The 26,772-nt window shown below is 40.6% G+C and carries 22 protein-coding genes; 1 reads left to right on the top strand and 21 read right to left on the bottom strand.

Annotated elements, in window-relative coordinates; translation table 11 throughout:
- Positions 1–141: 141 nt before the first annotated feature.
- The 5 genes from SanJ4206_RS00650 to SanJ4206_RS00630 form a co-directional block, all read right to left on the bottom strand.
- Positions 142–1,644, bottom strand: a complete 1,503-nt coding sequence (locus tag SanJ4206_RS00650; protein ID WP_003028599.1) for a zinc ABC transporter substrate-binding protein AdcA — start codon at positions 1,642–1,644, stop codon at positions 142–144.
- A gap of 9 nt (positions 1,645–1,653) precedes the next feature.
- The gene (locus SanJ4206_RS00645) at positions 1,654–2,460 is read right to left on the bottom strand and encodes a metal ABC transporter permease (RefSeq protein WP_003028598.1); all 807 of its coding nucleotides are present in this window, start codon (positions 2,458–2,460) and stop codon (positions 1,654–1,656) included.
- Positions 2,453–3,160: a metal ABC transporter ATP-binding protein gene (locus SanJ4206_RS00640; RefSeq protein WP_003028596.1), complete on the bottom strand. Its 708-nt coding sequence runs from the start codon at positions 3,158–3,160 to the stop codon at positions 2,453–2,455. Before SanJ4206_RS00640 ends, SanJ4206_RS00645 begins: the two co-directional genes overlap by 8 nt.
- Complete coding sequence (locus SanJ4206_RS00635) at positions 3,157–3,600, bottom strand: zinc-dependent MarR family transcriptional regulator (protein ID WP_003028595.1); 444 nt, start codon at positions 3,598–3,600, stop codon at positions 3,157–3,159. Before SanJ4206_RS00635 ends, SanJ4206_RS00640 begins: the two co-directional genes overlap by 4 nt.
- 306 nt (positions 3,601–3,906) lie before the next feature.
- Positions 3,907–10,161 (bottom strand): Spy0128 family protein, encoded by a 6,255-nt coding sequence (locus SanJ4206_RS00630; protein ID WP_037619435.1) that lies wholly within the window; start codon positions 10,159–10,161, stop codon positions 3,907–3,909.
- A gap of 421 nt (positions 10,162–10,582) precedes the next feature.
- Here SanJ4206_RS00630 and SanJ4206_RS00625 point away from each other — a divergent pair, with 421 nt between their 5' ends.
- Positions 10,583–11,206, top strand: coding sequence for a TetR/AcrR family transcriptional regulator (locus SanJ4206_RS00625; RefSeq protein ID WP_003028592.1), 624 nt, complete (start codon positions 10,583–10,585; stop codon positions 11,204–11,206).
- Between the two features lie 274 nt (positions 11,207–11,480).
- Here SanJ4206_RS00625 and SanJ4206_RS00620 read toward each other — a convergent pair whose 3' ends face one another.
- From SanJ4206_RS00620 to SanJ4206_RS00545, 16 genes are all read right to left on the bottom strand, one after another.
- Positions 11,481–13,055: an ABC1 kinase family protein gene (locus SanJ4206_RS00620; protein ID WP_003028591.1), complete on the bottom strand. Its 1,575-nt coding sequence runs from the start codon at positions 13,053–13,055 to the stop codon at positions 11,481–11,483.
- Between the two features lie 108 nt (positions 13,056–13,163).
- Entirely contained in the window at positions 13,164–13,442 is a 279-nt protein-coding gene (locus tag SanJ4206_RS00615; protein ID WP_003028590.1) for a phasin family protein, read from the bottom strand.
- A gap of 92 nt (positions 13,443–13,534) precedes the next feature.
- A complete protein-coding gene (locus tag SanJ4206_RS00610) occupies positions 13,535–14,869 on the bottom strand; it encodes an Nramp family divalent metal transporter (RefSeq protein WP_022525232.1) in 1,335 nt (444 codons plus the stop codon).
- A gap of 100 nt (positions 14,870–14,969) precedes the next feature.
- Positions 14,970–15,332 carry a DUF1304 domain-containing protein gene (locus SanJ4206_RS00605; RefSeq protein WP_003028587.1) on the bottom strand — a complete coding sequence of 121 codons (363 nt, stop codon included), beginning with the start codon at positions 15,330–15,332 and terminating at the stop codon, positions 14,970–14,972.
- 13 nt (positions 15,333–15,345) lie between these two features.
- The gene (locus SanJ4206_RS00600; RefSeq protein ID WP_003028586.1) at positions 15,346–15,780 is read right to left on the bottom strand and encodes a MarR family winged helix-turn-helix transcriptional regulator; all 435 of its coding nucleotides are present in this window, start codon (positions 15,778–15,780) and stop codon (positions 15,346–15,348) included.
- A 92-nt stretch (positions 15,781–15,872) separates the two neighbouring features.
- A complete protein-coding gene (locus tag SanJ4206_RS00595; protein ID WP_003028584.1) occupies positions 15,873–16,484 on the bottom strand; it encodes an HAD-IA family hydrolase in 612 nt (203 codons plus the stop codon).
- On the bottom strand, positions 16,481–17,758 hold the full coding sequence (locus SanJ4206_RS00590) for an MATE family efflux transporter (protein WP_003028583.1): 1,278 nt from the start codon (positions 17,756–17,758) through the stop codon (positions 16,481–16,483). The genes SanJ4206_RS00595 and SanJ4206_RS00590 overlap by 4 nt, the downstream gene beginning before the upstream one ends.
- A gap of 130 nt (positions 17,759–17,888) precedes the next feature.
- On the bottom strand, positions 17,889–19,373 hold the full coding sequence (gene thrC, locus SanJ4206_RS00585) for a threonine synthase (protein ID WP_003028581.1): 1,485 nt from the start codon (positions 19,371–19,373) through the stop codon (positions 17,889–17,891).
- Between the two features lie 307 nt (positions 19,374–19,680).
- Positions 19,681–20,304 (bottom strand): V-type ATP synthase subunit D, encoded by a 624-nt coding sequence (locus SanJ4206_RS00580; protein WP_003028575.1) that lies wholly within the window; start codon positions 20,302–20,304, stop codon positions 19,681–19,683.
- 13 nt (positions 20,305–20,317) lie between these two features.
- Positions 20,318–21,709 (bottom strand): V-type ATP synthase subunit B, encoded by a 1,392-nt coding sequence (locus SanJ4206_RS00575; RefSeq protein ID WP_003028574.1) that lies wholly within the window; start codon positions 21,707–21,709, stop codon positions 20,318–20,320.
- Positions 21,696–23,486, bottom strand: coding sequence for a V-type ATP synthase subunit A (locus SanJ4206_RS00570; protein ID WP_003028573.1), 1,791 nt, complete (start codon positions 23,484–23,486; stop codon positions 21,696–21,698). The genes SanJ4206_RS00575 and SanJ4206_RS00570 overlap by 14 nt, the downstream gene beginning before the upstream one ends.
- 104 nt (positions 23,487–23,590) lie before the next feature.
- Positions 23,591–24,286: a GNAT family N-acetyltransferase gene (locus SanJ4206_RS00565; RefSeq protein WP_157621998.1), complete on the bottom strand. Its 696-nt coding sequence runs from the start codon at positions 24,284–24,286 to the stop codon at positions 23,591–23,593.
- 7 nt (positions 24,287–24,293) lie between these two features.
- A complete protein-coding gene (locus SanJ4206_RS00560) occupies positions 24,294–24,614 on the bottom strand; it encodes a V-type ATP synthase subunit F (protein ID WP_157621997.1) in 321 nt (106 codons plus the stop codon).
- Complete coding sequence (locus SanJ4206_RS00555; protein ID WP_157621996.1) at positions 24,604–25,614, bottom strand: V-type ATPase subunit; 1,011 nt, start codon at positions 25,612–25,614, stop codon at positions 24,604–24,606. The genes SanJ4206_RS00560 and SanJ4206_RS00555 overlap by 11 nt, the downstream gene beginning before the upstream one ends.
- An 11-nt stretch (positions 25,615–25,625) precedes the next feature.
- Entirely contained in the window at positions 25,626–26,216 is a 591-nt protein-coding gene (locus SanJ4206_RS00550; RefSeq protein ID WP_003028569.1) for a hypothetical protein, read from the bottom strand.
- Positions 26,217–26,262: 46 nt separating this feature from the next.
- Entirely contained in the window at positions 26,263–26,742 is a 480-nt protein-coding gene (locus tag SanJ4206_RS00545) for a V-type ATP synthase subunit K (protein WP_003027244.1), read from the bottom strand.
- Positions 26,743–26,772 lie beyond the last annotated feature (30 nt).

Here is a 26,772-nt window from a genome sequence, read left to right as displayed (position 1 = left end):
GTTTCATCTCTTCTCTGATTACAGTTGTAATTTTCAATTCTTTTATAGTTTACATCTGTAATCAGAATTTGTCAAGCAAAAAAATCGAGAAGATTTACTCAACTCGATTTTTCTCTTTCTGTATTGAAATTCATACCTTCATCAATGCGCAAGCATTTCTTGGGCGATTTCTTGTCCGCTTAATTTCGTTGGATAGTAAGTTGGCCAATTTTCCAATTCGTTAAAGAGGGCTTCTTGGCTTTCACCACCGTAGAAAATGTGGAAGTGTGCTGCTTTCGTTGGGGCGATATTATGGTCGCTAAATTGAACATATTTATACTTACCTGCGTCAGGGTCTGTCGCTTCAAACATGAAGCGCACGCCACGATTACCTTTCGAATACGTCAAAGTGTGTTTGCCGACATATTTGTAAGTATATTTCTTCTTTTGCCCGTTTACTACAAATTCCATGGTCTTATCTGTGATATTGATATGAGACACATCTGTCTTATAGCCTTTTTCATAATAGGCTTTGTACTCAGCCGCTGTCATCTTACCACTCAATTTTGCCTTGTAATCAAAGACTTGGTCTAAAGTTCCGTCTTGCAAATATGGATAGACAGATTGCCATTGACCAGCGTAATCAGACAAAGTACGATCTTTAACAGCACTATCTTCAAAGTAACCGTTTTGAACGGTCTTCGTATTTTCTTCTTTTTCAGCAGAAATTTCAGCGCCCTCTTGGTCAGTTGTCTTCTTCAAGGCTTTCAAGTTTGATTGCATGATGGAAATGTAATCTGCTCCATCTTTTGTTTGCTTTTCAGTCAAACTTTCAAGCGGATTAAGGACATCTAACTTCACACCTGTTTCTTTTGCCAATGTAGAAGCCAATGCTTGAGAAGCATTTTCTTCAAAATAGATATACTTAATATTGTTTTTCTTAATATATTTTGTCAATTCAGCCAAACGCGCTGCTGAAGGCTCACTATCTGGTGAAAGCCCTGAAATAGGAACTTGTTTCAAACCATAATCCAATGCAAGATATCGAAAAGCAGCATGTTGCGTTACAAAACTTTTTTGTTTTGCATTTACTAAACCAGTTGTATATTCTTTATCCAGAGTTTCTAATTTCTTAATGTAGGCTGCTGCGTTTTTTTGGAAAGTCGCTTTCTTATCGGGATAGCGTTTACTTAAGCTGTCACGAATATTTTCCACCATTTTAATAGCACGTTTTGGTGATAACCATACATGAGGATCGTATTCATGATGATGTCCTTCTTTACCATGATCATGATCTCCTTCCTCTTCTGTACCAGGAAGTAGCAACATCTTCCCAGTCGCCTTCACCACATTCACTTTACCTTTTTTCAAGGTTTTAAGCAATTTTGGCACCCAAGTTTCCATGTTTTCATTTTCATAAACGAAAGTATCTGCATCTTGAATCGTTGCGACAGCCTTAGCAGAAGGCTCATATTCATGTGGTTCTGTCCCTGCACCGATTAGCAACTTAACATTGGCAGTATCGCCTGCCACTTGCTTGGTAAATTCATAAACTGGGTAAAATGTTGTGACAACATTTAATTTCCCATTTGCACTTTTTTGATTGGAACAAGCCACTAAAAAGATGCTCAGTAAACTTGCTACTAATAGACCAATTTTCTTCATTTCTTACTCCTATTTGATAAATTTTTTCAATAAATTTACTAGTAAAAATACGCCGACAAAAATAATCGTAATACTTGCACTGGCTGGCGTTTCTGCATAATATGAAATATACAATCCAGCAATCATACCTAAGAAGCCGATGACATTTGCCAACAAGATAACGGATTTAAAGTTCTTGCCCAACCGCAAAGCAATACTGGCTGGCAACACCATAATAGTCGATACCAGCAACGCACCTGCCGCTGGAATCATGAGGGCAATGGCAACACCTGTCACAATGTTAAACAGAATGGACATGGTGCGCACAGGCAAACCGTCCACAAAAGCTGTATCCTCATCAAAGGTCAAAATATACATTGGTCGAATGAAGAGGAAGGTTAATGCCAGCACGATTGCCGCAATGATAAAGAGTGAAATCACCTGCTCCGTACTAATCGTGACAATAGAGCCAAATAAATACTGATCCAAACTCATAGAACTGGAACTCTTGCCCCTACTCATAACAATCAGAGCAATGGCAAGTCCTGTTGACATCAGAATTGCTGTTCCGATTTCCATGAAATCCTTGTAGATTGTCCGCAGGTATTCTAAGAAGACTGCCGCAATGATAACAATCACTACCGTTGAAATCGTAGGTGAGATGCCTAGCACCAAGCCAAAAGCAACCCCCGAAAGCGACACGTGGCTGAGCGTATCACTCATCAAACTCTGACGCCGCAAAATTAAAAAAGTTCCTAACACAGGCGAGAACAGGCTCATGGCAATTACCGCCAGAAAAGCCCGCTGCATAAAGTCGTAAGCTAGTAAATTAAACATGGCTCACCTCCTCCTTGTCACTTTCGTGAACATTGAAGCACCGCCATGGCGAATCTTGATTTCGCACCAAATGAATATTGCGGTCCGCATATTTTCGGACTTCCTCCGGATCATGCGTAATCATCAGCACAGCCTTGCCATGCCGATGTGCACTATGGTGCATCAAATCATAAAATTCATCCTTGCTGCCAGCATCCATCCCCGCTGTCGGCTCATCCAAGACAAAAATATCCGGATCCGAAGCAAACATGCGCGCAATGACTGCCCGTTGCTTTTGCCCACCCGAAAGCGAGCCAATCCGCTTGTCTTGATGTTCCCACATGCCAACGGCGTCCAGACTGACCTTGATATGTTCTTCATCATGCGCATTCAAACGACGAAACCAGCCTTTACGTGGATACCGACCCGATTTAACAAATTCATAAACAGTACTGGGAAAACCCGCATTAAAACTAGCGATTTGCTGTGGCAGATAAGCAATCCGTAATTTCTTCCCAGCAGTATTTGTCTTAGAAATCGTCACCTTTCCAAATCGAGGCTGCAAAATTCCAAGACTAGCCTTGATCAAGGTCGTTTTTGCTGCTCCATTTTCACCTGTCAAAGTCACAAACTCACCACTATCCACATAATAGTTAATATGCTCCAGCACAGGCTCCTTATCATAATAGAAGGACAAATCTTCAACTGTGATATATCTCATTTTCCGATTTCCCCCACTAAGGTTTCTAAGAATTGTTGAATAGTTGCTTGCTCATCAGAACTATATTGATTGGCAATTTTTTCGTAAATTTCCAATGTATGTTGATGATGATGATGATGCTCCGCGGCAACTGGCTTCGCTAATTCTGTCAACCGATAAAAAATAACACGCGCATCTTTCTGATCCTTGAAAGGTTCCAGCATTTCTTGCTTGATGAGCGATTTGATAGCCTTTGTTACAGCTGCTTGACTGACGTTTAAGCGCTTCGCCAACTCTGAATTTGTCAAAGATTCCTCAGACAACAACATCAAAATATGCTCTTGAGTATTGGTCAATGGCATACCGCTCGTGCAAGATCCAATCAAAATCTCATGTTGATTCTCGGATTTTAAAATGATTTCATTTAAAAAACGATCAATTTCATGTGCTAGCTGACTCATTTTTCTCCTTTTCTGATTAACCAGTTGATTCTTTACTAGTTAAGTATATCACAAAGAAAATAAGAGTCAAGTGAAAATTTCAGCGCCTTTTTTCATAAGAAAAGCCTGAGAATCACCTCAAACCTTCATATAATTTCTTTTGTTTTCTATTTTTCACGAAAATGACTTCAATTCTTCCATTGCTTCTCACACCATTTCCTCCCCTAAACATCAAAAAGGAAATCTAAAGAGAGACTCCATTTCTTGAGAGAATTCTCACTAGATTTCCAATTTTAGACTTATATTTTTCCTACAAGCTTAATTCTATCAAGATTTTTTCTTAATAAGATAAACTGCACCAGCCAAAACAATGAGTCCAATGAAAATAGCTAAGGTATGAATGACAGTACCTGTCCTAGGCAAACCTTTCTTTGGTGGAGTATAGCGATTTTCAAATGTCTGTATGTTCTTGTCATGACTTACTTTGGCAACCAAACGACCATTGCCATCATCTGTGACAGTTACCGTCACCTTAATCACTTTCTTATCATAAGTGATTCCTTGAAGTTTTGTATCCTTCTCGGTGATCGTGTAGTGGTAAGTGCCAGCTTTCGTATACTCAATCGTATCGAAAGTGATACTGCCATCTTGAGCATTCTTCTTGCTTTGAGCAACTTTATCATCTTGGCCTTTCAATTCAAACTCAAACTCGCCATCTTTCAAAGCACGGCCTGTCAAGGCTTTTTTAACAGAGAGTTGGGCATTTGTTTTGGCAGCGGAATAAGTGTTCTTGAAGGTCTGATCACCTTTTTCATAAGCAACTTTTGTTACTAATCGGCCTTGACCATCGTCTGTAACAGTGACTGTCGCTTTGATCACTTTGGTGTCATATTTCACACCACCGAGTTTCGTATCTTTTTCGGTGATGGTGTAGTGATAAGTACCTACCTTAGTATACTCAATGGTATCAAAAGTAACGCTACCATCTTGGGCATTTTTCTTCGTTTGGCGAACTTGATCGTCTGTACCAGTCAGTTCAAATTCAAATTCCCCTTCTTTGAGGTTGCGACCTTCTAATAGCTTCTTAGCAGAAAGAGTTGCAGTGGCTTTATCTGATGAATAAGTATTCGTGAAGGTGTTTTGGTTGTTTTCATAAGCAACTGTTGCATGTAGTTGACCTTTACTATCATCAGTGACAGTGACCGTTGCTTTGATTACTTTGGTGTCATATTTCACACCACCTAAAGTACCAGCTTGTTCTTTAATGGTATAAGTATAAGTTCCAGCTGTCTTGAATGTCAACTCTTTGAATGAAATCTTACCATCTTTAGCGTTCTTAGCGGTATCCACCACTTTACCGTCTGGACCAATCAAGTCAAAGGCAAATTCATTCGCTTCTAGGTCGCGACCAGTTAGCACTTTGTTCGCTTCTAATGTCGCAGTTGTTTCCTTAGCAAGGTAAGTATTGCGGAAGGTTGGATTAGCTGTATCGTAGGATACTTGGGCAACTAACTGACCATTGCCATCATCAGTAACTTTGACAGTCACTTTGATTTCTTTCTTATCATAGGTCACACCACCTAAGCCATTGTCTTTCTCTTTGATGGTGTAATGATAAGTGCCAACTTTTGCATAGTCAATCGCATCAAAAGTGACACGACCATCTGCTACATTTTTCTTCGTCTGACGAACGTTGTCATCAGATCCAACTAATTCGAATTCAAACTCTTGATCGTTTAATGCACGACCTGTCAGTTCTTTGGTCACGCCTAATTGTGCACTAACCTTTTGACTAGAGTATGTATTGGTGAAAGTTTGGTCGTTGTTTTCGTACGTTACTTTTGAAACCAGCTGACCTTTACCGTTATCGGTTACTTCAACTGTTACCTTGATAGTCTTGGTGTCGTAAGTCACACCACCCAAGCCTGTGTTTTTCTCAGTAATGGTGTACTTGTGTGTTCCTACAGTTTGGTACTTGATTGCGTCAAACTGAACTTTACCGTCTTTGTCATTCTTCTTAGTTTGAAGAACATCTGCCTTGCCATCTTCTTTGAGTTCGAAGCTAAACTCGCCATCCTTCAAAGCACGTCCGGTGAATTTCTTCGTGACAGAGAAAGTAGCGTCGGTACCTTTGGCAGTGTATTTATTTATAAAGCTTTGTTTAGAAATTTGATTTTTACCGCTCTCGTCAAGACCGAGATAAACGATATTGTAAATCAACTGACCGTCCTCTTCTTGTTGGACACGAATGGTAACCTTGATTGGCTGTTTATCGTAGTCAACACCTGGAACCTTACCAGCTTTCTCTTTGATAAGGTAGTTGTAAAGACCAGTCTTGGTGAACTTAAGAGCTGTGAAAGGAATCGTACCATCCGCTTTATTTTTAACTGTTTGAAGTAGCTTGTTTTGTCCATCGTACAATTCAAACTCAAACTCGGCATCTTGTAGATTTCGACCAGTTAAGACTTTTGTCACCTGCAGTGGCACTGTGATTTCTTTTGGTGTGAACGTATTCTTAAAGGTCGTTTTACCACCGTCATAAGTCACAGTAGTACTTAGCTTCCCTTTACCATCATCCGTTACTTTAACTGTGACTTTCACTTGACTAGAGTCGTAAGCAACCCCTGTCAGACCATTATTTTTTTCTGTAATGGTGTAGTGGTACTCACCTGCTTTGTCGTAGTTAATAGCTTGGAACTGAACTTTTCCTTGGGCATCATTTTTAGCCGTTTGAAGAACATCGGACTTACCATCTTCCTTCAACTCAAACTCAAACTCTTGCGCTTTCAGTTTGCGACCCGTTAACTCCTTGGTCACATTGAAAGTTGCAGAAGTAGCTTGAGTGGTGTAGGTGTTGTTGAAGGTAGTGTCGTTTTTTTCATAGACAATTTCAGAATGTAGTTTTCCTTTGCCGTCATCTGTAATTTTGACAGTAGCTTTTACTTCTTTCGTATCATAAGTAATGCCACCTAACTGACCTTTTTTCTCTGTAATGGTGTAGTGGTAATCACCTGCCTTGTCGTAGTTAATAACTTGGAACCGAACTTTTCCTTGGGCATCATTTTTAGCCGTTTGAAGAACATCTGGTTTACCATCTTCCTTCAACTCAAACTCAAACTCGTCATCTTGTAAATTTCGACCTGTCAGAATTTTATTTACCTCTAATCGGGCAAACGTTTTTCCTGGAGTGTATTGGTTGATAAAAGTTGGATCTTTCGTCTCCTCACCAGCTTTCGAATAAGTGACCTTTGTAACTTCAAGTTTTCCTCCCTTATCTTCGACAGTTACAGTTGCCGAGATAAGATTCGGTTCATATTCAACTCCTGGAACATCACCAGCTTTTTCACTAATGGTATAATGATAGGTTCCTGCTTTAGTATATTCAAGCTCTTTGAATTGAACCTTACCATCAGCTGCATTTTTTACAGTTTCTAAAATCTTTTTATTTCGTTGTAGATCTTTGAGTTCAAATTCAAATTCACCTTCTTGAAGAGGACGACCTGTTAAAACCTTTTTCACTTCTAACTTAGCAGATGTTTTAACTGGAGTATAGCGATTATTGAAAGTTGGTTTTTTAATTTCTTCTCCATCTGTCATATAAGTCACTTTGCTAACTTCAAGTTTACCGGATTTCTCCTTGACTTCTACTGTTACCGTGATAAATTTTTGGTCATAGGTAACTCCTGGTGCAGAACCTTTGTTCTCTCGGATAAAATACTCATAAGTTCCTGCTTTAGTATATTCCAATGATTTGAAATTGACCTCACCATTGGCGTTATTTTTAACAGTTTGCAAGATTTTACCGACAGTTGGACTAACCTCAGTATTATCAACCAAATCAAATTCAAACTCTTGCGCTTTCAGTTTGCGACCAGTCAATGCTTTCTTAACGGAGAGTTGTACATTTGTTTTAGTAGCTGAGTATGTGTTCTTGAAAGTTTGATCATCATTTTCATAGAAAATTTCAGAATTCAGTTTCCCTTTACCATCATCTGTAACTTTGACAGTAACTTTTATTTCTTTCGAATCATAAGCGATACCACCTAGACCATTGTTTTTTTCTTTAATAGTGTAATGGTATTCACCTGCTTTAGTATATTCAACCGTATCAAACTGGACTTTCCCAGCTGCAGTGTTTTTCTTCGTTTGGTGAATATGATCTTCCTTACCAGTCAACTCAAACTCAAACTCGTCTTTTTGTAGCTGACGACCTGTCAGAACTTTGTTCACTTCTAATCGAGCGAAAGTCTTTCCTGGAGTATAGCGATTCTCAAAAGTTGGTTTTTTAGTCTCCTCACCAGCTTTCGAATAAGTGACCTTTGTAACTTCAAGTTTTCCTCCCTTATCTTTGACAGTTACAGTTGCCGAGATAAGATTCGGTTCATATTCAACTCCTGGAACATCACCAGCTTTTTCACTAATGGTATACTCATAGGTTCCTGCTTTAGTATATTCAATATCTTTGAATTGAACTTTTCCGTCAGCATCATTTTTCACAGTTTGGAGAATTTGCCCATTCTCTTTTAGGTCAAACTCAAATTCACCTGCTTGAAGTTTACGACCGATTAGTTCTTTCTTCACCAAAAGATTTCCCTTTGTTTTATCTGGAATATAATGATTGGTGAATTTCTTTTTATCTTCTAAACCACCTTTGTCATCCTTACCTTTATAAGTGACTTCAGTAGTTAGCTTACCTTCTTGATTCCTTGAGACTTTTACTGTTACTTGAATATCATTTGGATCATAGTAGATTCCCTTTTCAGGATGGTCTTCACGTTTTTCAGAAATAGTATAGTTATATGTTCCTTCTTCGGTAAATTCAAGAGCATCAAATGTTACTTTCCCGTCAGCATCATTTGATTTTGTTTGAATCGGAGTTTGTTCACCCTGTTTCTTCAATTCAAACGTGAATTCTTTATCTCTCAGTTGGCGACCAATCAGTTCTTTCTCAACCTGAAGTTGAGCAGAAACTTTTTCATCTTTCTTATTAGTGATTGTTTTTCTGTAAGCTTTGTCTGTTCCAAAGTCAGTTGGCTTAACACGAATCTTTTCAGTTGATTTTTGGTATCCTTTTGGAGCTTCCACTTCTTCAATCGTATAATCGTCTTTTAACAGATTAGGAATTGTAATATCACCGTTTGGATCTGTTGTATACTCACCAATGACTTTCTTATTACTGTCACGCGTTACTTTAAATTTTGCACCAGCTAAAGCTTGTTTTGTTTTTTCGTCTTCTTTATGCAAGTTCATTGAGTAAACATAACCTTCTGCAAATCCGCCAGCAGCTCGATATACTAAAGAGATATTGACTTCTTCCGAAATTTTATCTTTTGAAGAAAGTTTTGCCTTATTTTTAAAAACTTCTCCACCCACCGGTTCATAGTTAGTTTTAACTTGATATCTGATATAGTAACCTTTAGTCCCAATATTTCCTAAGTGAGTTTGGAAGCCACGTTTATCATCATCCATTTTTATCTGGTGGTTAGTTGTAACATCTTTCTCATTATCGTGTTTCCACTCACCATTTTTCCAGGACCATCTTACTTCATATATACGGATACTGCTCTGATCAATTTGAATCCCCTTAGCATCGTCGTCCAGCCTATCTTGAACATTGACTTCTTTTAAATCAATACCTTTTCTATTGATAGCAAGAGCATACTGAAGAAGAGATTTGTTAGCTCCATCTTGCCAAGCACTTTTTTCTAGTATACTTTCGATTTTCTTTCCAGGGCCTTGATAATGAAGTTTTCCACCAATCTTAGTTTTATGACCCACTTTAAAATCAAGATCTATGTCTTTTTCTATTTTAACTTTATTATGGTCAACAGCTGCATAAAAGAACAGTTCTCCTAAAACATCCGAATGTTCAGAAGGATATTTTGTATAGGTCAACGTAATCGTTTTAGTTGTGGGGTTGATTTTTGCATGCGCAACAACTTTATCTTTTGAATCCTTAACTTCAAAGTCTGTCCATTCTGGAAATCGTAAAGTTTCTGGTAACGTAATAGTTGTGGTGTCGCCTTCATTAACTGTGTTATTCGGAAGGCTAAATTTTACATGCACTTGGAAAGTTTCCCACATCTGTACACCTTTTGGGGGGATAGGGTTTCCATCTTTGTTTGTCACATACATTTCTGTGATAACATCATTCCATTCTTTAGCATTTGCAGCGCTAGAAAGATCGTACTTGCTTCCTTCGCTTCTAGGTGTTAAGGCAGGGGGTGCTCCTGGTTTGCTTTCATTTTTTTCCTCCACATTATCAGTTTTCTTTGAAGCAGTATCTTCTTTTACTTGGCTCGAATCAGCACTTGCTTCCGTTTTATTTTCAGAAGCAGGCATTTCAGCCTTTTTCTCTTGGCTAGAACTGTCATTTGTGCCTGTCGAGTCAGTAGAAGGTGTTGTTTGTTTAGCTGTCTCTTCTTCTCTAGACGAATTTTCCAAACCTTTTTTCGTCTCTGACTGAGTTGTCAATGCTGAAGATTGATTCGTCAGCGTTTGAGCAACAGCACTAGCCGGTGATAAGATTGTCGAAGCCAGCAATAATGCTACCCCAACAAGATTCATCATTTTTTTAATCATTACGATTTCCTTTCTATAGTTTTTTAGAATTTTGCATAAAAGTACAAACTTCTAATAAGACCATTATAGCAACCCCTTTATGGCACTTTCAATCAAAATGCCCTGTATTCTCGCTGTATTTCTTGACAGTCTGTAAAGTTTTTGATAAGTTATTTAAAAAATATTTTACTGGATCTGCAATCTCTGTAGTGAGGTAAATCCTTAGCAGAGATTAAGAAGCCCTGCTTTATTGTGATGCCGATAGTATCTGATTTTAAGTCAGTTTTTTTAAATCTAAGGCAAAATACAGTTTAGTTATGTTGTTTTTATATTTATACACATTTTTTATTGTAAACTTGTTTACAAAACGTAAACTTTTCCCAGATTTTTCGCTAGACTACATATATTTTTTACATTAAAATATGTATAAGGAGAGAGTAAGATGGTACTTAATACAAGAGAGAAGATTTTAGAAGCTTTTTTTGAACTTGCAATGGAAAATCCTCAGAAATCGCATTTTTCTTTAGCAGAAATTGCGCAAAAAGCAGGAATCTCAAGACAAGCGATTTACAAACGCCATTTTAATGGAAATTATGAAATTCTAGATTATATTCATAAAGAGCTTGATGCTGAATTTCAACTGATTTTTCAAGGTTATGATAAGAAAGTTTATCCTGATCCTTTTGTCTTTTTTGCAGAAGTGGTTATTCCTATCTTATACACCCACCGAAGGCAAATCAGTTGTCTCTTTAAGACAGCAGCAGATCCCTATTGGAGAGATTTTTTAAGAAATACGTATGGTCAATGGATTGAGCAGCACATTACGATTGATTATCAAAAATTAAACATTCCAAAAGAAAAGGCATCGCAGGTTCTTGTTGGAGGTATTCTCATCTTTATTGAAATTTGGATTACCCAACCTGAACCCACACCGCCTGAGCAGTTTTCCGAGACTTTTTTAAATTTGATTCATTTCCCTTTAACGGACTATGTTCGTTTCAAGCAAGCTTCTTCTAATGACAAACTAATCGTTACAAATAGTTTGGAAGATAAAGAAAAGGAGTGAGACCGAACTAATATTGAAAATTCTTAGTTCACAGTCTCACTCCACAGCTCTTCCGAGCTTGAAAAATGAATGAAGAAGTACTTTGCTTCGCAAGTTGTAGTTGATTTAGTAGACAAAGAGCTTTGAAACCAGAGAACTGTTGTTCAGCCTCAAACAAGATAATTCAACTTTCAAGATGCTAATGTCTAATTTCTAATGTGCTATTTTAAGATTGTAGGAACGAGATAAGTTGTGATTTTCAAAAATTCAACTTGTCGCGCTCTTTTTTGTCTTCTCATCTTGTGGAGCGAATGATGAGATAGAGTAACCACAGCAATACCATTGTCGCTAAGACAAAAAGAAATTTTGCTAAGAATAGCGTATCTGGATTGAGGGTTAAAATCCCACCTGTCAATAATAAAGCCAGAAAGACAAGGCTTAGTACAAGACGATTGGCTACGGATTCGATACGACGAAAGCGTTGATTGTAGTCAATTAAGTCATGATTGACGACCAAGCGACCATTCACAATCTGCTCCACTAGCTGGTGGAGCCGTCTTGGAATGCTTTTCCCATGTCGCAGCAAATAGAGCAGTTCGATTAAGAAAGAATCGTAACTCAAAGTCTGGTGCAAGATGTCTGATTTCATATTTTCGAGGAAATATTGCTTGGCTAAGGTCATCAGATTGATGTTAGGAGCTAACTCGCGAAAAAGTCCCTCAATTTGCAAGGCTGCTTTTTCTAAGATCGTCATCTGGGATGGTACTTGCAAATGATGACGCGTACAAATCGTTACTACATCCTCAAACATATCTGTAATAGACAAGGAGCCTAACTCTAAATTCCCGTATTTGGTTAGCATGCGTTCAACATCTTGCTCTAATTGCAATTTATTGATTGGTTCACTAGCAGTCGTAATGGTTAAAATAGCCTGCGTCATCGAGTCAATATCCTGTGTCGTAAAGCTAGACAACATGTCGTTTAGAGACACACGAAAACCTGTTTCCAATTCCCCCATAATTCCAAAATCAATAAAATAAATCTTTCCTTCATAGATCAAAAGATTGCCTGGATGTGGATCACCATGAAAGAATCCGTCTTTAAAGACTTGCTTGATAAAGCTCAGCATGAGCTTCTGACCAATATCTTCCAAGTCATAGCCAGCTTCTTGTAAAATAGCATATTGGTTAATCCGAACGCCAGGAATATATTCCTCGACAATCAAGTGTGGAGTAGTAAATTCTGGATAAATCTTAGGAACTCCCACACAAGGAATCTCTTGATTATATTGGGCGAACTCATCCATGTACTTAGCTTCGTTGCGAAAGTCAATTTCGTTCAAAAGAGTGGTTTGCAACTGTTGCAAAATATTTGGCAAATCCACCATTGGCAATAGGTGTTTGGGAAAATGACGGGCTAAACGAACCAGAAGAGCAAGGTCTTCTGTAATTTGCTCTTGAATGTGCGGACGCTGAATTTTCAGTACGACTTCATCGCCATTTAACAAAACAGCACGGTGAGTTTGTGCCACGGAAGCGCTCGCTAAATGCTCTTGTGAAACATCTGAAAAGAGTTGCTCAATCGGACGCTTTAACTCATCTTCAATCGCAGCCATAACCGTCTCTTTGTCCAAAGGATTGACATCATCTTGCAGCTTACTTAATTCCTTAATATAGATTTCTGGCAATAAGTCACTACGGGTAGATAAAATTTGACCGATTTTTACAAAACTGGGTCCTAGTTGTTCAAAAGCTTCTCGCAATTGCTTGGGAGCCTTTTTCTCATCCAGTGGTTTTTTTCGATCTTTCAGATTGGACCAGCCGACTGCACTAAAGGCTGTTAGAATCTCTCGTAAGCGTTTGTTTGCCATAAGGTTATCCTCATTCTGTTTGTCATCATCAATTTTTCTTTCAAATCCTACTTTTAGTTTAGCAAAAAACGCAGCCTTTATAAAGTTGTGACTGCGTTATCAGGAAGATTATTCTTCTGTTTTTGAAAGTCCTTTGAGTAGCTGATCTAGTTTATCTTCTAGTCGCTCAATATCTTGCTTGGTAGCATATACATCATCTGATTGCTCCTCTGGACTTTCAGCCGTTTTTTCATTTACTTTGCGCTTTAGCTCTGACTGAAGCTGCTTGCCTTCATCCACCGTCAAGCGACCTTTGGCAATCAATTCTTTGACAAATTTGGTAGCTTTATCATAAGTCATGGAAGTCAATCCAATACCTGCCAGCAAAACTTTTTTCAATTCGTCCATCTTGACACCTCCGTATATGAGACTCTTTCCACTTTCATTATAGCGCTTTTAAGCCATTTATTCTAGAGAAAATTGAACTGATAGACAAATTTTTAAAAAAGATCAACCACAAGTTTTACATTCAAAATAGTTAATAAAATAGAAACGGCATAAGCTAAGTAGGTATTCCATTTGCTGTTGACAAATTCGCCCATGAGCTTTTTATTAGAGGTGAAATATACGAGTGGAAAGATTGAAAATGGCAAAGCGACAGAAAGAAAGACTTGGGAATAGACCAAAAGATTGTCTAGCACTTGTTCTTTGTCTCCGTATAAAATAGCAACAATCACAACTGGCAAAAGAGCTAATAAGCGGGTTACCAAGCGGAGAAACCACGGTGGTAACTTCATATTTAAGAAACCTTCCATCACAATTTGTCCCGTTAAAGTTCCTGTAATAGTTGAGTTTTGACCACTCGCTAACAAAGCCACTGCAAAGAGCGTTGAGAGGATAGGACTAGCAATAGCACCAGCAATTTGAGGGTCTTTTAAGGCATTGTACATTGCAGAAAAAGCACCAATTTTATCCGCATGTCCAAAGAATAATGCTGCCCCTAAAATCAACAGCAAAGAATTAACCACAAAAGCCAAACTCAATTGAATATTCGAGTCCCACGTCATAAATCGTACTGCTTCATGCACGGATTGTTTGGCTCTGTAATTAACTTTTCGCGTTTGCGCGATAGAAGAGTGCAAATACAGATTGTGTGGCATGACCGTTGCCCCCACAATGCCTAGTGCTAAGGTCAAAACGGACGTTCCATTTTTACTAGCCGTATGTTGATAAGCTGCCAGATTTGGCAAATATCCCGATAAAATATGATGAAGATCGGGTTTTGCAAGGATCACCAGATATAAGAAAATCAATAAAATAGTTAAAATCAGCGTTCCAACAATTGCTTCAATCTTACGAAAGCCTAATTTCATCAAAAAAAGCAACAAGAAAACATCAAAAACTGTAATCAGAATCGAAAATAGCAAAGACCAACCAAATAGTAAATGAAGCGCAATCCCTGCACCGATGACTTCTGCCAAGTCCGTTGCCATTAAGGCCAGCTCTGTAATGACCCAAAGGAGATAGCGAACTGGCTTTGACGTATGAGCCGCAATGGCTTGTGCCAAATCCATCCTAGTGACAATTCCTAATTTTCCCGCCATTTGTTGTAACTGCATAGCCATTACAGAAGAAACCAAGACAGCTGATAAGAGCAAATAACGATAGGTGGCACCACCTACAACACTTGTAATCCAATTTCCCGGATCCATATAACCAACGGCAACCAACATTCCCGGCCCTGAAAAAGCTAATAAAGTACGAAAGAAACCAGCGTTTTTAGGCGTTGCAATGCTTTGGTTAACTTCACTTAAAGAAACCTTTTTATCTGACATTTCTATCATTCTTTCTATTGTAGAATATTTCTACTGTATATTATAGCACAAACTATTAACGGTGGTTAATTTATATTTTTATAATGGTTAATATTTGGTGCTATTTAAACAATAAAATGCTTAGAATAGCTAAAATCGCAGGGCCCCCTTGGGTCAAGATGATTTTCTTATTAGCCGTTACAGCGCCATAAGCTGCAACTCCAATGACAAATAAAACAAAAATGGTCACCATTTCTAAATTATGTGAAATATACAAGCCATATAGCAGGAAAAGAGCTAAAAAGGCATTGTAAATCCCTTGATTTTTAAACAAAGATGTGACGGACGGGCGAGATAATTCTTCCTTTTTCATATTAAAGACTCGGCTGGTGCTGTCTGACTGGGTAGCGATACTTTCTAGATAAAAAATATAGAGGTGTTCCAGTGCGACAATTGTTGCTAATATCGTAGTAATGAGTGACATACATTTCTTCTTTCTAATGTTTTTCTACAGTAATCTGATCTAAGCCAGATACAAGTTTTTCTAATAAAGTGCTCAGCGTCCTTTGCTCATCATCCGAGAGAACTTTTTCCATTTGCTTTTTGACATCTACATGATAGGTCTGTGGCTCGTGCAGAAGCTGCTCTTTTGCAACATTCGTAACATCCACTAAAACTTCTCGTTGATTTTTGGGATTGCGGCTCCGTTGGACATAACCGCGTTCTTCTAAGAGCTTGAAATGTCGGGTCAATGCTGCGGGATCGATTTTTAAGACCTCTTGCACAGCAACTTGACTGCATGGAGCATTGTCCAATAAAAAGTTCAAGATCTCGTACCGCGTTAAGCTAATTTCTAATTTTTGCTCAAAGAGTTGCGTGATAGCTTGATCGGTTAAATGTAATTGATACAGCAGATGATGAATGGCAACCATATTTTCTCCTTTCCGGTTTTGATTGACTAGTCAATTATTGATAAGTCAATTATAAAACACAATAAAAAGAAAAGCAAATATTTTGCCTTTCTTTAACGGATTATCTGTTTAATCTCTAGTAAATAGTCGATTTTGTGATTAATGTTTGGTCGATCATCGCAGAAATTGATTGATTGAATACCACTGTTAAAGGCAACATCTACATCCAACGTCCGATCGCCGATATAGTAAGTGCTTGTCTTATCCAGCTGGTATTTCTCTACAAGGTAGTTCACACCTTCTGGGTCAGGTTTTCTTGCGAATCCATTTGCAGTAGTCACAATTTCTGTGAAATAATCCAAAATCTCTAAATCCGCCAAAATTTGGTAAGCATTTTTCCCTTTATGAGTATAGACAAACTGCTGAATATCTGCTTTCTGCGCCCAATCAAGAATCGCTTTCGCACCTTTCATAAGACGAACTTGAGCATTTTTCTCTTGCAAACTTTGACCTCGAAAACAGTTCATCTCTTCAGCATCTAAACCTTTTTCTGCTGCAACTTTTTCCAGTAGTTTCTGAACAGAATGCTGCAAGATATAAGCATGGATAGCTGGTCTGTCAAAATCTAAGCCATAGTACATATAGGTTTCCTCAAGCCCTGCCAAAATCGCATCATAAGAGTCCAGCAAGGTTCCGTCCAAATCCCAAATAAAAGCTTTTGTCATGTTATTTTCCTCATTTTCCGTTGATAGATGATTTGTAAAAAGATCCAGCGAAAGCCATTGTCCAAAAGAGTGGCGCTCCAAACTCCGGACAAGCCCAATCCCAGAGTTACTCCCAGAAAATAGCCCGCTACAATGCGAATCAGCCACATACCAACAGTCGTGGCACAAAAAGGTAACTTGGCATTTCCCAATCCTTGCCAAACAGCTGTGTAAATGACTGTTCCTGCTGTCATAGGCACACCCAAAAGTGAAAAAAGAATGACCGACAAGCTAGCTGTCACAGCGCTACTGTCCTTTGTATAAAGATGTGTTAGTGGTTGACCCAGCGCAAAAATAAGTAAAGCCACCGGTAACATGAGCCCTAGAGATAGCCAGTAGGTCTGCTTCGTCAGCTTCCTAACTGTCTGAAAATCCGCCTGTCCCACCGCGTGAGCCACCAACATAACCGTTGCGGTAGCGACTCCAAAGCTCGGCATATAGTTGAACTGTGTCAGAACCTCTCCAATAGCATTTCCCGCAACGGCATCTGTCCCGAACTTAACGATAATGGCAATAATCACCACGTCCCCAGCGCGCATCATCAGCCGCTCTCCAGCAGCTGGCAGAGATAAACGCAACAGTTCCCAGTCCAGCTTCCAACTCCAAGATGCCAGAGGCAGAGACAATTCTTTCCATAAAATCAAAACGCCCACCAGACGAGCTAAAATGGTACCCAGTGCCACTCCAACGATTCCCATGTGAAAAATAAAAATCGCAAGACTGGAAAAAAGGACATTGAGCAGATTGCTCAAAAAACTGACATACATAGGCAGGCGAGGGTTGCTAGTTGCCCGAATCAAGGAGCCTAGCGTAGTCATCAGACCCAAAAGGAGAATCATTCCCCCGATTAAAGCTAGATAAAGACCACCTGCATTGGCGACGGCAGGCTCCGTTCCCAGCCAAGCTAATATCTGGCGTCCAAAAACAAGAGAGAGGAGCCCCAGAAACATACTCACAAGCATGGTGAGCTTAATGGCTTCGCTAGTATGATAAGCTAGATTGTCTCGATCTCCTTCTCCCAAACTTTTAGAAATTAGACTGGATACCGCTGCTCCCAGCGCAATAAAAATGGCCTGGTAAATGCTGATGATATTGCCTGCAACGGAAACCCCTGAAATAGCCACGAGACCGAGACTCGCTACTAAATACGAATCCACCATTCCCATTAACATTTGCAGAAAATTTTCCGCCATAGCTGGTAAAGCGATGTTTAAAATCTTTTTGTAATTGGTCATCTATTAAAAACTCCTAAGATTGATTATACACTTTTCTGCACCAAGCTTACAACATCTTAACCACATAGATACTTTTGCAAAATAAAAACACCCAGTTGGCTGACCAGCTGAGCGTTGATAATACCTTTAATTAAATCCCTAGATAACTCTCTACTGCTGTCTGCATCTGGTCAGCGGCAACAGTCGTTTTATGGCGAACTTGTGCGGTTTCTAGGTTAGCAACTGCAGAAGGCACTGCAACTCCTGAAATCTCGTGGAGTTTTACTAAAGCTTCAAAATCACTAAGACCACTTTGTCCCATTACAGCTTCGACTACCACTACTGGGAATTTATAAGGACTGGCGGTTGAAGCAACAACAGTCGTAGTCTCATCACCTGTAGCTGTCCGGTATTTTTGATAAACAGCTGAGGCGACTGCTGTGTGCGGATCTTCAATGTAATCAGACACTTCATAAACTCGTTTGATTTCAGCTGTTGTCTCGGCTTCCGTGGCATATTCTGCCGCAAAGAGTTCTAAAATAGCTGGGTCAAAATCAGTCAACTCATACTGACCATGCTGATTGAGAGATTTCATCAAATCTGCTGTCTTTTCTGCATTATTTCCTAACAGGTGGAAAATCAAGCGCTCTAAGTTTGAAGAAACTAAAATATCCATAGACGGACTAGACGTTACCTTAAAGCTACGCTTTTTGTCATAAACATGTGTCTTAAAGAAATCCGTTAGGACATTATTTTCATTAGAAGCACAAATCAACTTGCCGACCGGAAGACCAATTTGTTTAGCATAGTAGGCTGCCAAGATATTACCAAAATTACCCGTCGGAACTGTGAAATTAATTTTATCACCAGCTACGATCTGACCAGTCTTAACCAGCTGTGCATAAGCATAGACATAGTAAACAATCTGTGGCACCAAGCGCCCGATATTCATGGAGTTAGCAGAAGAAAATTGCAACTTGTTCGCTGCCAGCCGCTCACGAAAATTCGCATCATTAAACATACGTTTAACATTGGTCTGGGCGTCATCAAAATTACCCTCAATAGCTACCACGTGAGTATTGTTCCCGGTCTGAGTGGTCATCTGCAACTCCTGAACCTTGCTGACACCGTTTTTAGGATAAAAGACGATAATTTCTGTTCCCGGAACATCCGCAAAGCCTGCCATAGCTGCTTTTCCGGTATCACCAGAAGTTGCCGTCAGAATGACGATTTTATTTTTCAAGTCATGCTTTTTCGCTGCTGTTGTCATCAAATGCGGGAGAATAGACAAGGCCATATCCTTAAAAGCAATCGTAGCACCATGGAAAAGCTCCAAATTGTATTGCCCATTCAGTTTCACCAAGGGAGCAATCTCTGGTGTGTCAAACTTTCTGTCATAGGCATTGTTAATGCAGTCATCCAGCTCTTGATCTGTAAAGTCATCTAAAAAAGCAGATAAAATCAATTTTGCAACTTCTTGATAGGAAGCGTCTTTGAGTTTGGCAAAGTCCAATTCTACCTGCGGATAAGAAATCGGCGTAAAGAGACCACCGTCCGTTGCTAACCCCTGCAAAATAGCCTGACTGGCTGTTACCGTATTGTTTGTGTCACGCGTTGATTGATAAACTAAAGTCATGAATTTCCGTCCCTTTCGTGTAGTCTGCTTTATTATAACATGATTTATCAGAAAATTCTCGCATTTTTATGGAAAAAGTGAGAGGGAATAGCTGTTTATCTTTACTAAATTGAGATAATCTATCCAAATCTCCTTATTCTATATATTTCTCATGAGCATGTGAATCAAAAGTTGTAAATGCAATTTTTAACGCTTTTTCTTTTTGCTGAACTGAACAAAAAAAGTCGGGCAAACAAAGATGACTTCACATGTTTATCAAACATTTCGTCAACTTCTATCGCTGGACTCTTTTTAATTATTTTGTAGTTTATTTCACCTTCATTACTCTTACTAGACTAGCGCGTTCGGCTTCTTCTAGCTTCATTTCGATATAATGAATGGTTTCTGTGAGATCTGGAATGGTTGCATACTCTAAGCCATTGACCCGACGGCGGGTCTTTTCAATCTCATCTGCCATCAGCTGGCAACTCTTTTCAATTTCTGCTAAGCGCAGGAGGTCGGGCAATAAGTTGCCCATATCCTCAATCGTCTCATCCATTTGGCTGTTAGATGCCACATAGCTATAAACTACATCTCCCTCGTCATCACCATAAGGATTGTCAATATGAGCATGCATTTTTGGCACCTGCACACTCATGATATTTTCCTGTTCGATATGAAGGTTGACTTCTCGCATAGGAACAGCAAAAATCTCTTCTACCATGAGGTCGCTTTCTAAGGCTTTTGCCAATACAAAATCCTGCATGTGGCCGACCAGAGCTGATTCAACTTTTTGGCGGAAGTGATTGTTCTCGCGAACAGCCTCAATGAAACGACGCATCAGTTCATCCCGTTTATCCTTGAGGAGTTTGTGACCGCGAGTAGCTGTTTTCAGTCGCTCTTTTAGATTGTTCAGCTCCATTCGGGTTGGTTTGACATTTAAACGAGCCATTCAGATCACCTCCTTAGGCTTGCTGTTTACTTTCTGGTAAATATTGATCAATCATGTCGTCCTTGATCCGCTTAAGTTCTGTCCGTGGCAAAATAGACAACAATTCCCAGCCTAAATCCAGACTTTCTTCAATCGTTCGATTGGTATAAAAACCTTGATTGATGTACTCTTTTTCAAATCGCTCGGTAAATTGAACATAGAGCTTATCGGTGTCAGATAAGGCGGATTCTCCCAATACAACCGCTAATTCTTTGGCTTGTTTGCCTTGTGCATAAGCTGCAAAGAGCTGATTCATAGTTGCTGCATGGTCTCCCCGAGTCTTTCCCTCGCCAGATCCTTTGTCCTTGAGACGTGAAAGAGACGGTAACACATTAATCGGTGGACGATAACCACTATTGTAAAGGTCACGCGACAGGATAATCTGACCCTCAGTAATGTAACCGGTCAAATCAGGAATGGGATGAGTGATATCATCCTCAGGCATGGTAAGAATTGGAATTTGTGTGACCGAGCCTTTCTTCCCTACCAAACGTCCCGCACGCTCATAAAGAGTGGAAAGATTAGTATAGAGATAACCCGGATAACCTCGACGCCCCGGCACTTCTCGGCGAGCCGCAGATACTTCACGCAAGGCCTCGCAGTAATTGGTCATATCTGTCATGATGACGAGAACGTGCATGTCTTTTTCATAAGCCAAATATTCAGCGGCAGTCAGGGCAATCCGCGGTGTCGCAATCCGCTCAATAGCAGGATCATTGGCTAGGTTGATGAAGAGGATAGACCGATCAATAGCTCCCGTCTCTCGCAAATCATTCATGAAAAATTCGGCTTCTTCAAAGGTAATCCCCATAGCCGCAAAAACCACCGCAAAATTTTCTTCTGAATTGAGCACCGTAGCTTGACGAGCAATCTGGGCAGCCAATTCCTTGTGAGGCAGACCTGAACCAGAGAAAACTGGCAATTTTTGTCCTCGAACTAAAGTATTGAGGTGATCAATAGCTGAAATCCCCGTCTGGATAAACTCATCGGGATAATCTCGCGCGACTGGATTGATGGCTTGACCGTCAATATCTAGATATTTCTCAGGCAGAATGTCAGGCCCCCCGTCAATAGGCTTGCCCATACCGTTGAAAATTCGTCCTACCATATCTTCTGACACTGGCAATTCAAGCGGTCGACCAGTAAAACGAACCTTGGCTTTTTCTAGATTGATACCGCTGGAGCCTTCAAACAGCTGCACCATCGCCTTGTCTTCCTGCACTTCCAAGACCTGTCCCCGACGCTTGGTTCCATCATGGAGCTGGATTTCCACCAGCTCATTAAAATGCACACCCTCAACTTGCTCCACAATCATCAAAGGACCAACAACTTCGCTGACGGTACGGTATTCTTTAATCACGTTCATTGTCTGCTCCTCCTTGGGCAAGAATATCATGTAAGTTTTCTCGAATAGCAGCATCCAAATTCCGAATTGCATCCAGCTGCTCTTCTGGGATAAATTTAGAGCGAGCAATTCGATCTCGCAGCTCCACAGTACCGTTCATGATTTCGGTAAAGTAGGCACCTAAATTCAAGGCACGATTGGCTTCCTCATCAAATGTTAAAATATTAGTGAGCAGAGCTACTTGTTTTTTAAAGGAAGTGTAGGTATCCACTTCGTCAAAAGCATTCTGCTGCAGGTAGTCCTCACGAATCATTTTTGCTGTATTCATGGTGAGACGATCCCTTTCAGACAGAGAATCCAGACCAACCAGCCGCACGATTTCCTGTAGCTCACTCTCTTTTTGAAGAACATTCATCGCCTTGGTCACTTTTTCCGACCAAGCCAACTGCTCATGCTGATCGATATATTGACCCACCTCGTCTAGATAAAGCGAGTAAGAGCTAAGCCAGTTAATCGCAGGGAAATGGCGACGTTGTGCCAACTGAGCGTCCAAGCCCCAGAAAACTTTGACAATCCGTAGAGTATTTTGCGTGACTGGCTCAGAAATATCTCCACCCGGAGGGGAAACAGCGCCGATTGCGGTAATGCTTCCCTCACGCTCGTCACTCCCTAAGGTTTTAACCCGACCCGCTCGTTCGTAATATTCAGCAATACGGCTGCCCAGATAGGCTGGATAGCCTTCGTCGCCCGGCATTTCTTCCAAACGCCCTGACATTTCACGAAGTGCTTCTGCCCAACGCGAAGTCGAATCCGCCATGATAGCGACAGAATACCCCATATCTCGGAAGTATTCAGCAATCGTAATTCCTGTATAGATAGAAGCTTCACGCGCCGCAACTGGCATATTGGACGTGTTGGCAATCAGAACAGTTCGCTGCATGATAGACTGACCAGTCGTTGGATCAATCAGCTCTGGAAATTCATTGAGCACATCGGTCATTTCATTGCCCCGCTCACCGCAACCCACATAAATCACGATATCCACATTGGCAAACTTAGCAACCTGATGCTGAACGACCGTCTTTCCCGCACCGAAAGGACCTGGAACAGCAGCCGCACTGCCCTTGGTCACAGGGAAAAAGGTATCAATCACTCGTTGACCCGTCACCAAAGGCTCCTCTGGAATTAGCTTTTGAGCAAAGGGACGACCTCGACGAACCGGCCACTTCTGCATGAGACTGCCGACAAAGACGGAGCCGTCTGCCTGCTCAATCTCATAGATAGGCTGATCGACAGTATAGCTCCCCGCTTCTATCTTAGTCACACGACCACTGACACCAATCGGCACTAGAATGCGGTGGACTACCAGCTCGGTTTCTTGAACCGTGCCCAGAATGTCTCCAGCGGTCACCTCTGCTCCAATCTCCAGATAAGGCACAAAGTCCCACTTGGTCTCACGATTCAGATGAGGCAGCTGCACTCCGCGCACCAGGAAATCACTCTGCGTCACCGTTTGAAAGCGTGCCAAAGGTCGCTGAATTCCGTCAAACATTTGCGAAATCAGCCCCGGTCCTAATTCGACCGACAACGGACTCCCCGTCGTTTCCACCGGCTCTCCTGGTCCAAGCCCAGAGGTTTCTTCATATACTTGAATGGAGGCCTCATCTCGACGCATCTCAATGATTTCCCCAATCAAGCCCAAATTGCCCACACGACAAATATCCTGAATATTCGCTTCCTGCATCCCAGAGGCAACTACCAAAGGACCCGAAACTTTTATAATCTTTCCTTGACTCACAATCTTCCTCCATTCTTTGGGAGATTTTTGCTTATTTTCTATCCTTGCCGTGAGCTTGAAACCCTTCTTAGCTATCTCTACAGCAAAAATTGATACTTCTTATTTTAAAAATCAGACAAGGCTTTTATTTGTTGCCCATTTTCATCGAAATTATCTGGGCTTAGCCATTTTTCTAAACGAATTTTGACCGCTGGCCAGTCCTTGTCAATCATGGCTAGCCAATCAGTATCTCGGTTACGCCCTTTATAAACAATTGCCTGACGAAAAGTGCCTTCGTAGATAAAACCAAGCCTTTCTGCTGCGTATCTTGAAGGTTGATTGAGTGCATCGCATTTCCACTCGTAGCGGCGATACTCAAGCTCCTCAAAAACGTAGCGTGCCAACAGATATTGGGCTTCTGTCGCCAGTCTGGTTCGTTTCAATTGGGGCGAATAGGTCACAGACCCCACCTCAATGACACGGCTACCACGATTAATTCTCATTAGAGCAAAAGTACCCAATGCCTTGCCACTCTCCTTGTCTACAATGGCATAGTAAAAACGACCCTGAGCTGCCAACATCTGATCTAGCAAGGCCGACCATTCTTCCTGACTTTGAACAGGATTTTGAAAGAGATACGTCCACATATCAGCAGGAGAATTCGGACCATAGACTTCATACAAATCCGCCCCATGCTTGTCCTTGGACAGACATTCAACGATAACATATTGTCCTTCTAGTCGCTCCAGCTTGGGTAAATCTCCCGGTTTGAAATTCGGCAGGGCATCTCCAATGGGCTGGCCTAATTCATTTATTTTCATAAAAACCTCACAATATATCCTGTCCGACTGCTTTTTCTACATTCTCACGAATGCGTCCCCGTCCTAATCCCATTATTCCTTTATGAGTCGGGATTAAAATAATCGCCGGCAGCACTTGCTTATCATAGTAAGCCAATGTTTCAGGGATTTCTGCAGCCACATCCTCTGTCAAATAAATAATGGCAAAATCTTCTCGACTCAGTCGGCGTAAAACATTCACAACCTCAGCTGCTCCTGTGACTGGAAAAGTCTGAAAACCAATCAGGCGAAAAGGCAGAATGGCGTCGCGGTTCCCCACCACACCAATTTTATAAGTTTTACTGGCCATAAATCGGTCTCATCCTTTCTTTAATGTTTTCTACTGGAAGCTGATTTGTCAAACCGGTCAAAATAAGTCGAAGATTCTTCACTTCCAACTCTTTTCCCAATAAATAACGAGCGAGCGGAAGCGGACCACTTGTTTCAAATCGCCCTTGCTCTAAGAGCTTAAACTGAACCAAGTCTGCTAGATACTCCAGTTCAAGATTTGTCAGTTTACCCGAACGCAGTTTTTCTTCATAAATGCTTAGTTCTGCGTCAAATTCTAGTGGATTAACTTTGGAAAACCAGCTAGCGAGATGACCTTTTTCTGCCAATTCAATCCACTCCGCATTCGTCAAAGTGCCTTCATCAGATAAGAGTTGCGTCATAAAACTGTGCGGTTTTTGGTGCCGAATCGCTCGCTGCACCGTTACTGCATTATAAAAATCGATTGTCAACCGCACCAGTTGCTTGAGCCGCTCATCTTCAAATGCAGATTCCAAGCTTTTTAAGTGCTTGAAATAAGCCAGATCCATTCCAATTTCCAGAACGCGTACATCTTGATAATCTTGATATTCCGCCCAAGTCGCTTCTATTTCATCCACCATCAATTTGGGACAGTATTCCGCAGAAAAAGTTGTAATCAGCTGCTCCAGCATGTCTAACGAATATGACCCGACAGGAATCAACAGATGCTTTAAATTTAAGCCTGTTGCCTTGTGCTTAAGCAACACTTTAAGATTGTGATAAGTATATTTAAGCGTGAAAAACTCCACCAAAGCAGATGTTGGACTGACTTCAAAAGCCCATGTATACTCTGCAAACAAATGCTTCATGAGAAATCTCTCAATCGTATTTAAGTCAGTTAGTTGTTCATGATTCGGATTATATGCTGTCCCTTCCAAAGCTGCTGAGCGACTTTCAGAAGTTGAAGCTCGCAACAACTGCTCATATTGCGCAGGACTTAAGAAACTACTCTCATGAATACTAATTTCTGTATTCACTTGAGCGAAGGTCTTTTCATTCATAGAACGCCTCCTTAGTCTGCTTCATCTTGGAAAATCGTCTGAGCAAGCTGATAACTCTCCTCCTGCCACAAAGAATCTACTAAATTGCGATAGAGGTAATTATCGTCAATATTGCCTCGCGAAAGGAGAAAACCTGCTTCTCCACTCACAGACGAGGAAGCCAATTTTACGTGCGGATAGTGCTCTAACAATCGTTCCAATTGTCCAGCCGAATATTTAACCAATGTCCGTGAGCCAACTGTCAAAACAAGTTCTTCTTGCGGATACTTTTTTAAGACCTGCTCCAAGAAATCCTGCTCCTGCTCGACCGACCAAGTCGCCATTTGCTCATAAGCCTCCGCAAATAATTCTTTCAAAATCCCTTGCTTGGTCGCCAAAGTAGACTGACGTTTTTCATTTTCTAGCTGCTGCACTTCACGCTGTACCTGACGGTTGATCGCTTTTATTTCTTGCTCACGCTGTTGCAGTTTTTCTTGTTTCAACCGTGTTTCTTGCTCTTTAGCTTCACGCTCAATAGACTCTTTAGCATCGGCTAATAGCTGCCGCCCATTTTCATGCGCCTGCTCCAAAACCGAATCCCTCAAATGAGATTCAAATTCCATATCTGCCTCCTTCTATGAAATCTTGTTTCAAGACATTGAACCTGTCTCATTTTACATTCAATACCATCAAAAGAGATACAACAAAGGCAAGAATAGCATAGGTTTCTACCATAGCAGCAAGGATAACCCCTTTCATGACGTCTTCAGGTCGCTTTGCCAAAATCTGCATACCAGCGGTTGCTACATTTCCTTGATATTTAGCAGAGTAATAACCAACAATTCCGATTGGAAGTGCGGCAAAAAAGAGGGCTAGACCTGTCTGAAGAGCCATTTCAGGCTGGATTTTAAAGAAAATCAAAATCCCGATAACAAAACCGTACAAGCCTTGCGTACCTGGCAAAAGCTGCAAAATCAAAGCGCTAACGAATTTCTCAGGTTGTTCTTTTAATAGGGCTGCCGCAGCCTGACCGGTTGAACCGACATTGCGCGCAGAACCGATACCGCTGAGAAAAATCGCAAAAACCACACCGAGTGCGGCAAAAAAAGCACCACCGTAAGTTGAAAAATAAGATGAAAAAGCTTGCATGAATAAACTCCATTTCTAATAGTAAACATT

Origin of the sequence: Streptococcus anginosus, from assembly GCF_001697145.1 — a bacterium.
Classification (GTDB): domain Bacteria; phylum Bacillota; class Bacilli; order Lactobacillales; family Streptococcaceae; genus Streptococcus; species Streptococcus hominis.
The sequence above is the reverse complement of the archived record's forward strand: the minus strand, read 5'-3'. Positions and strand labels throughout refer to the sequence as shown.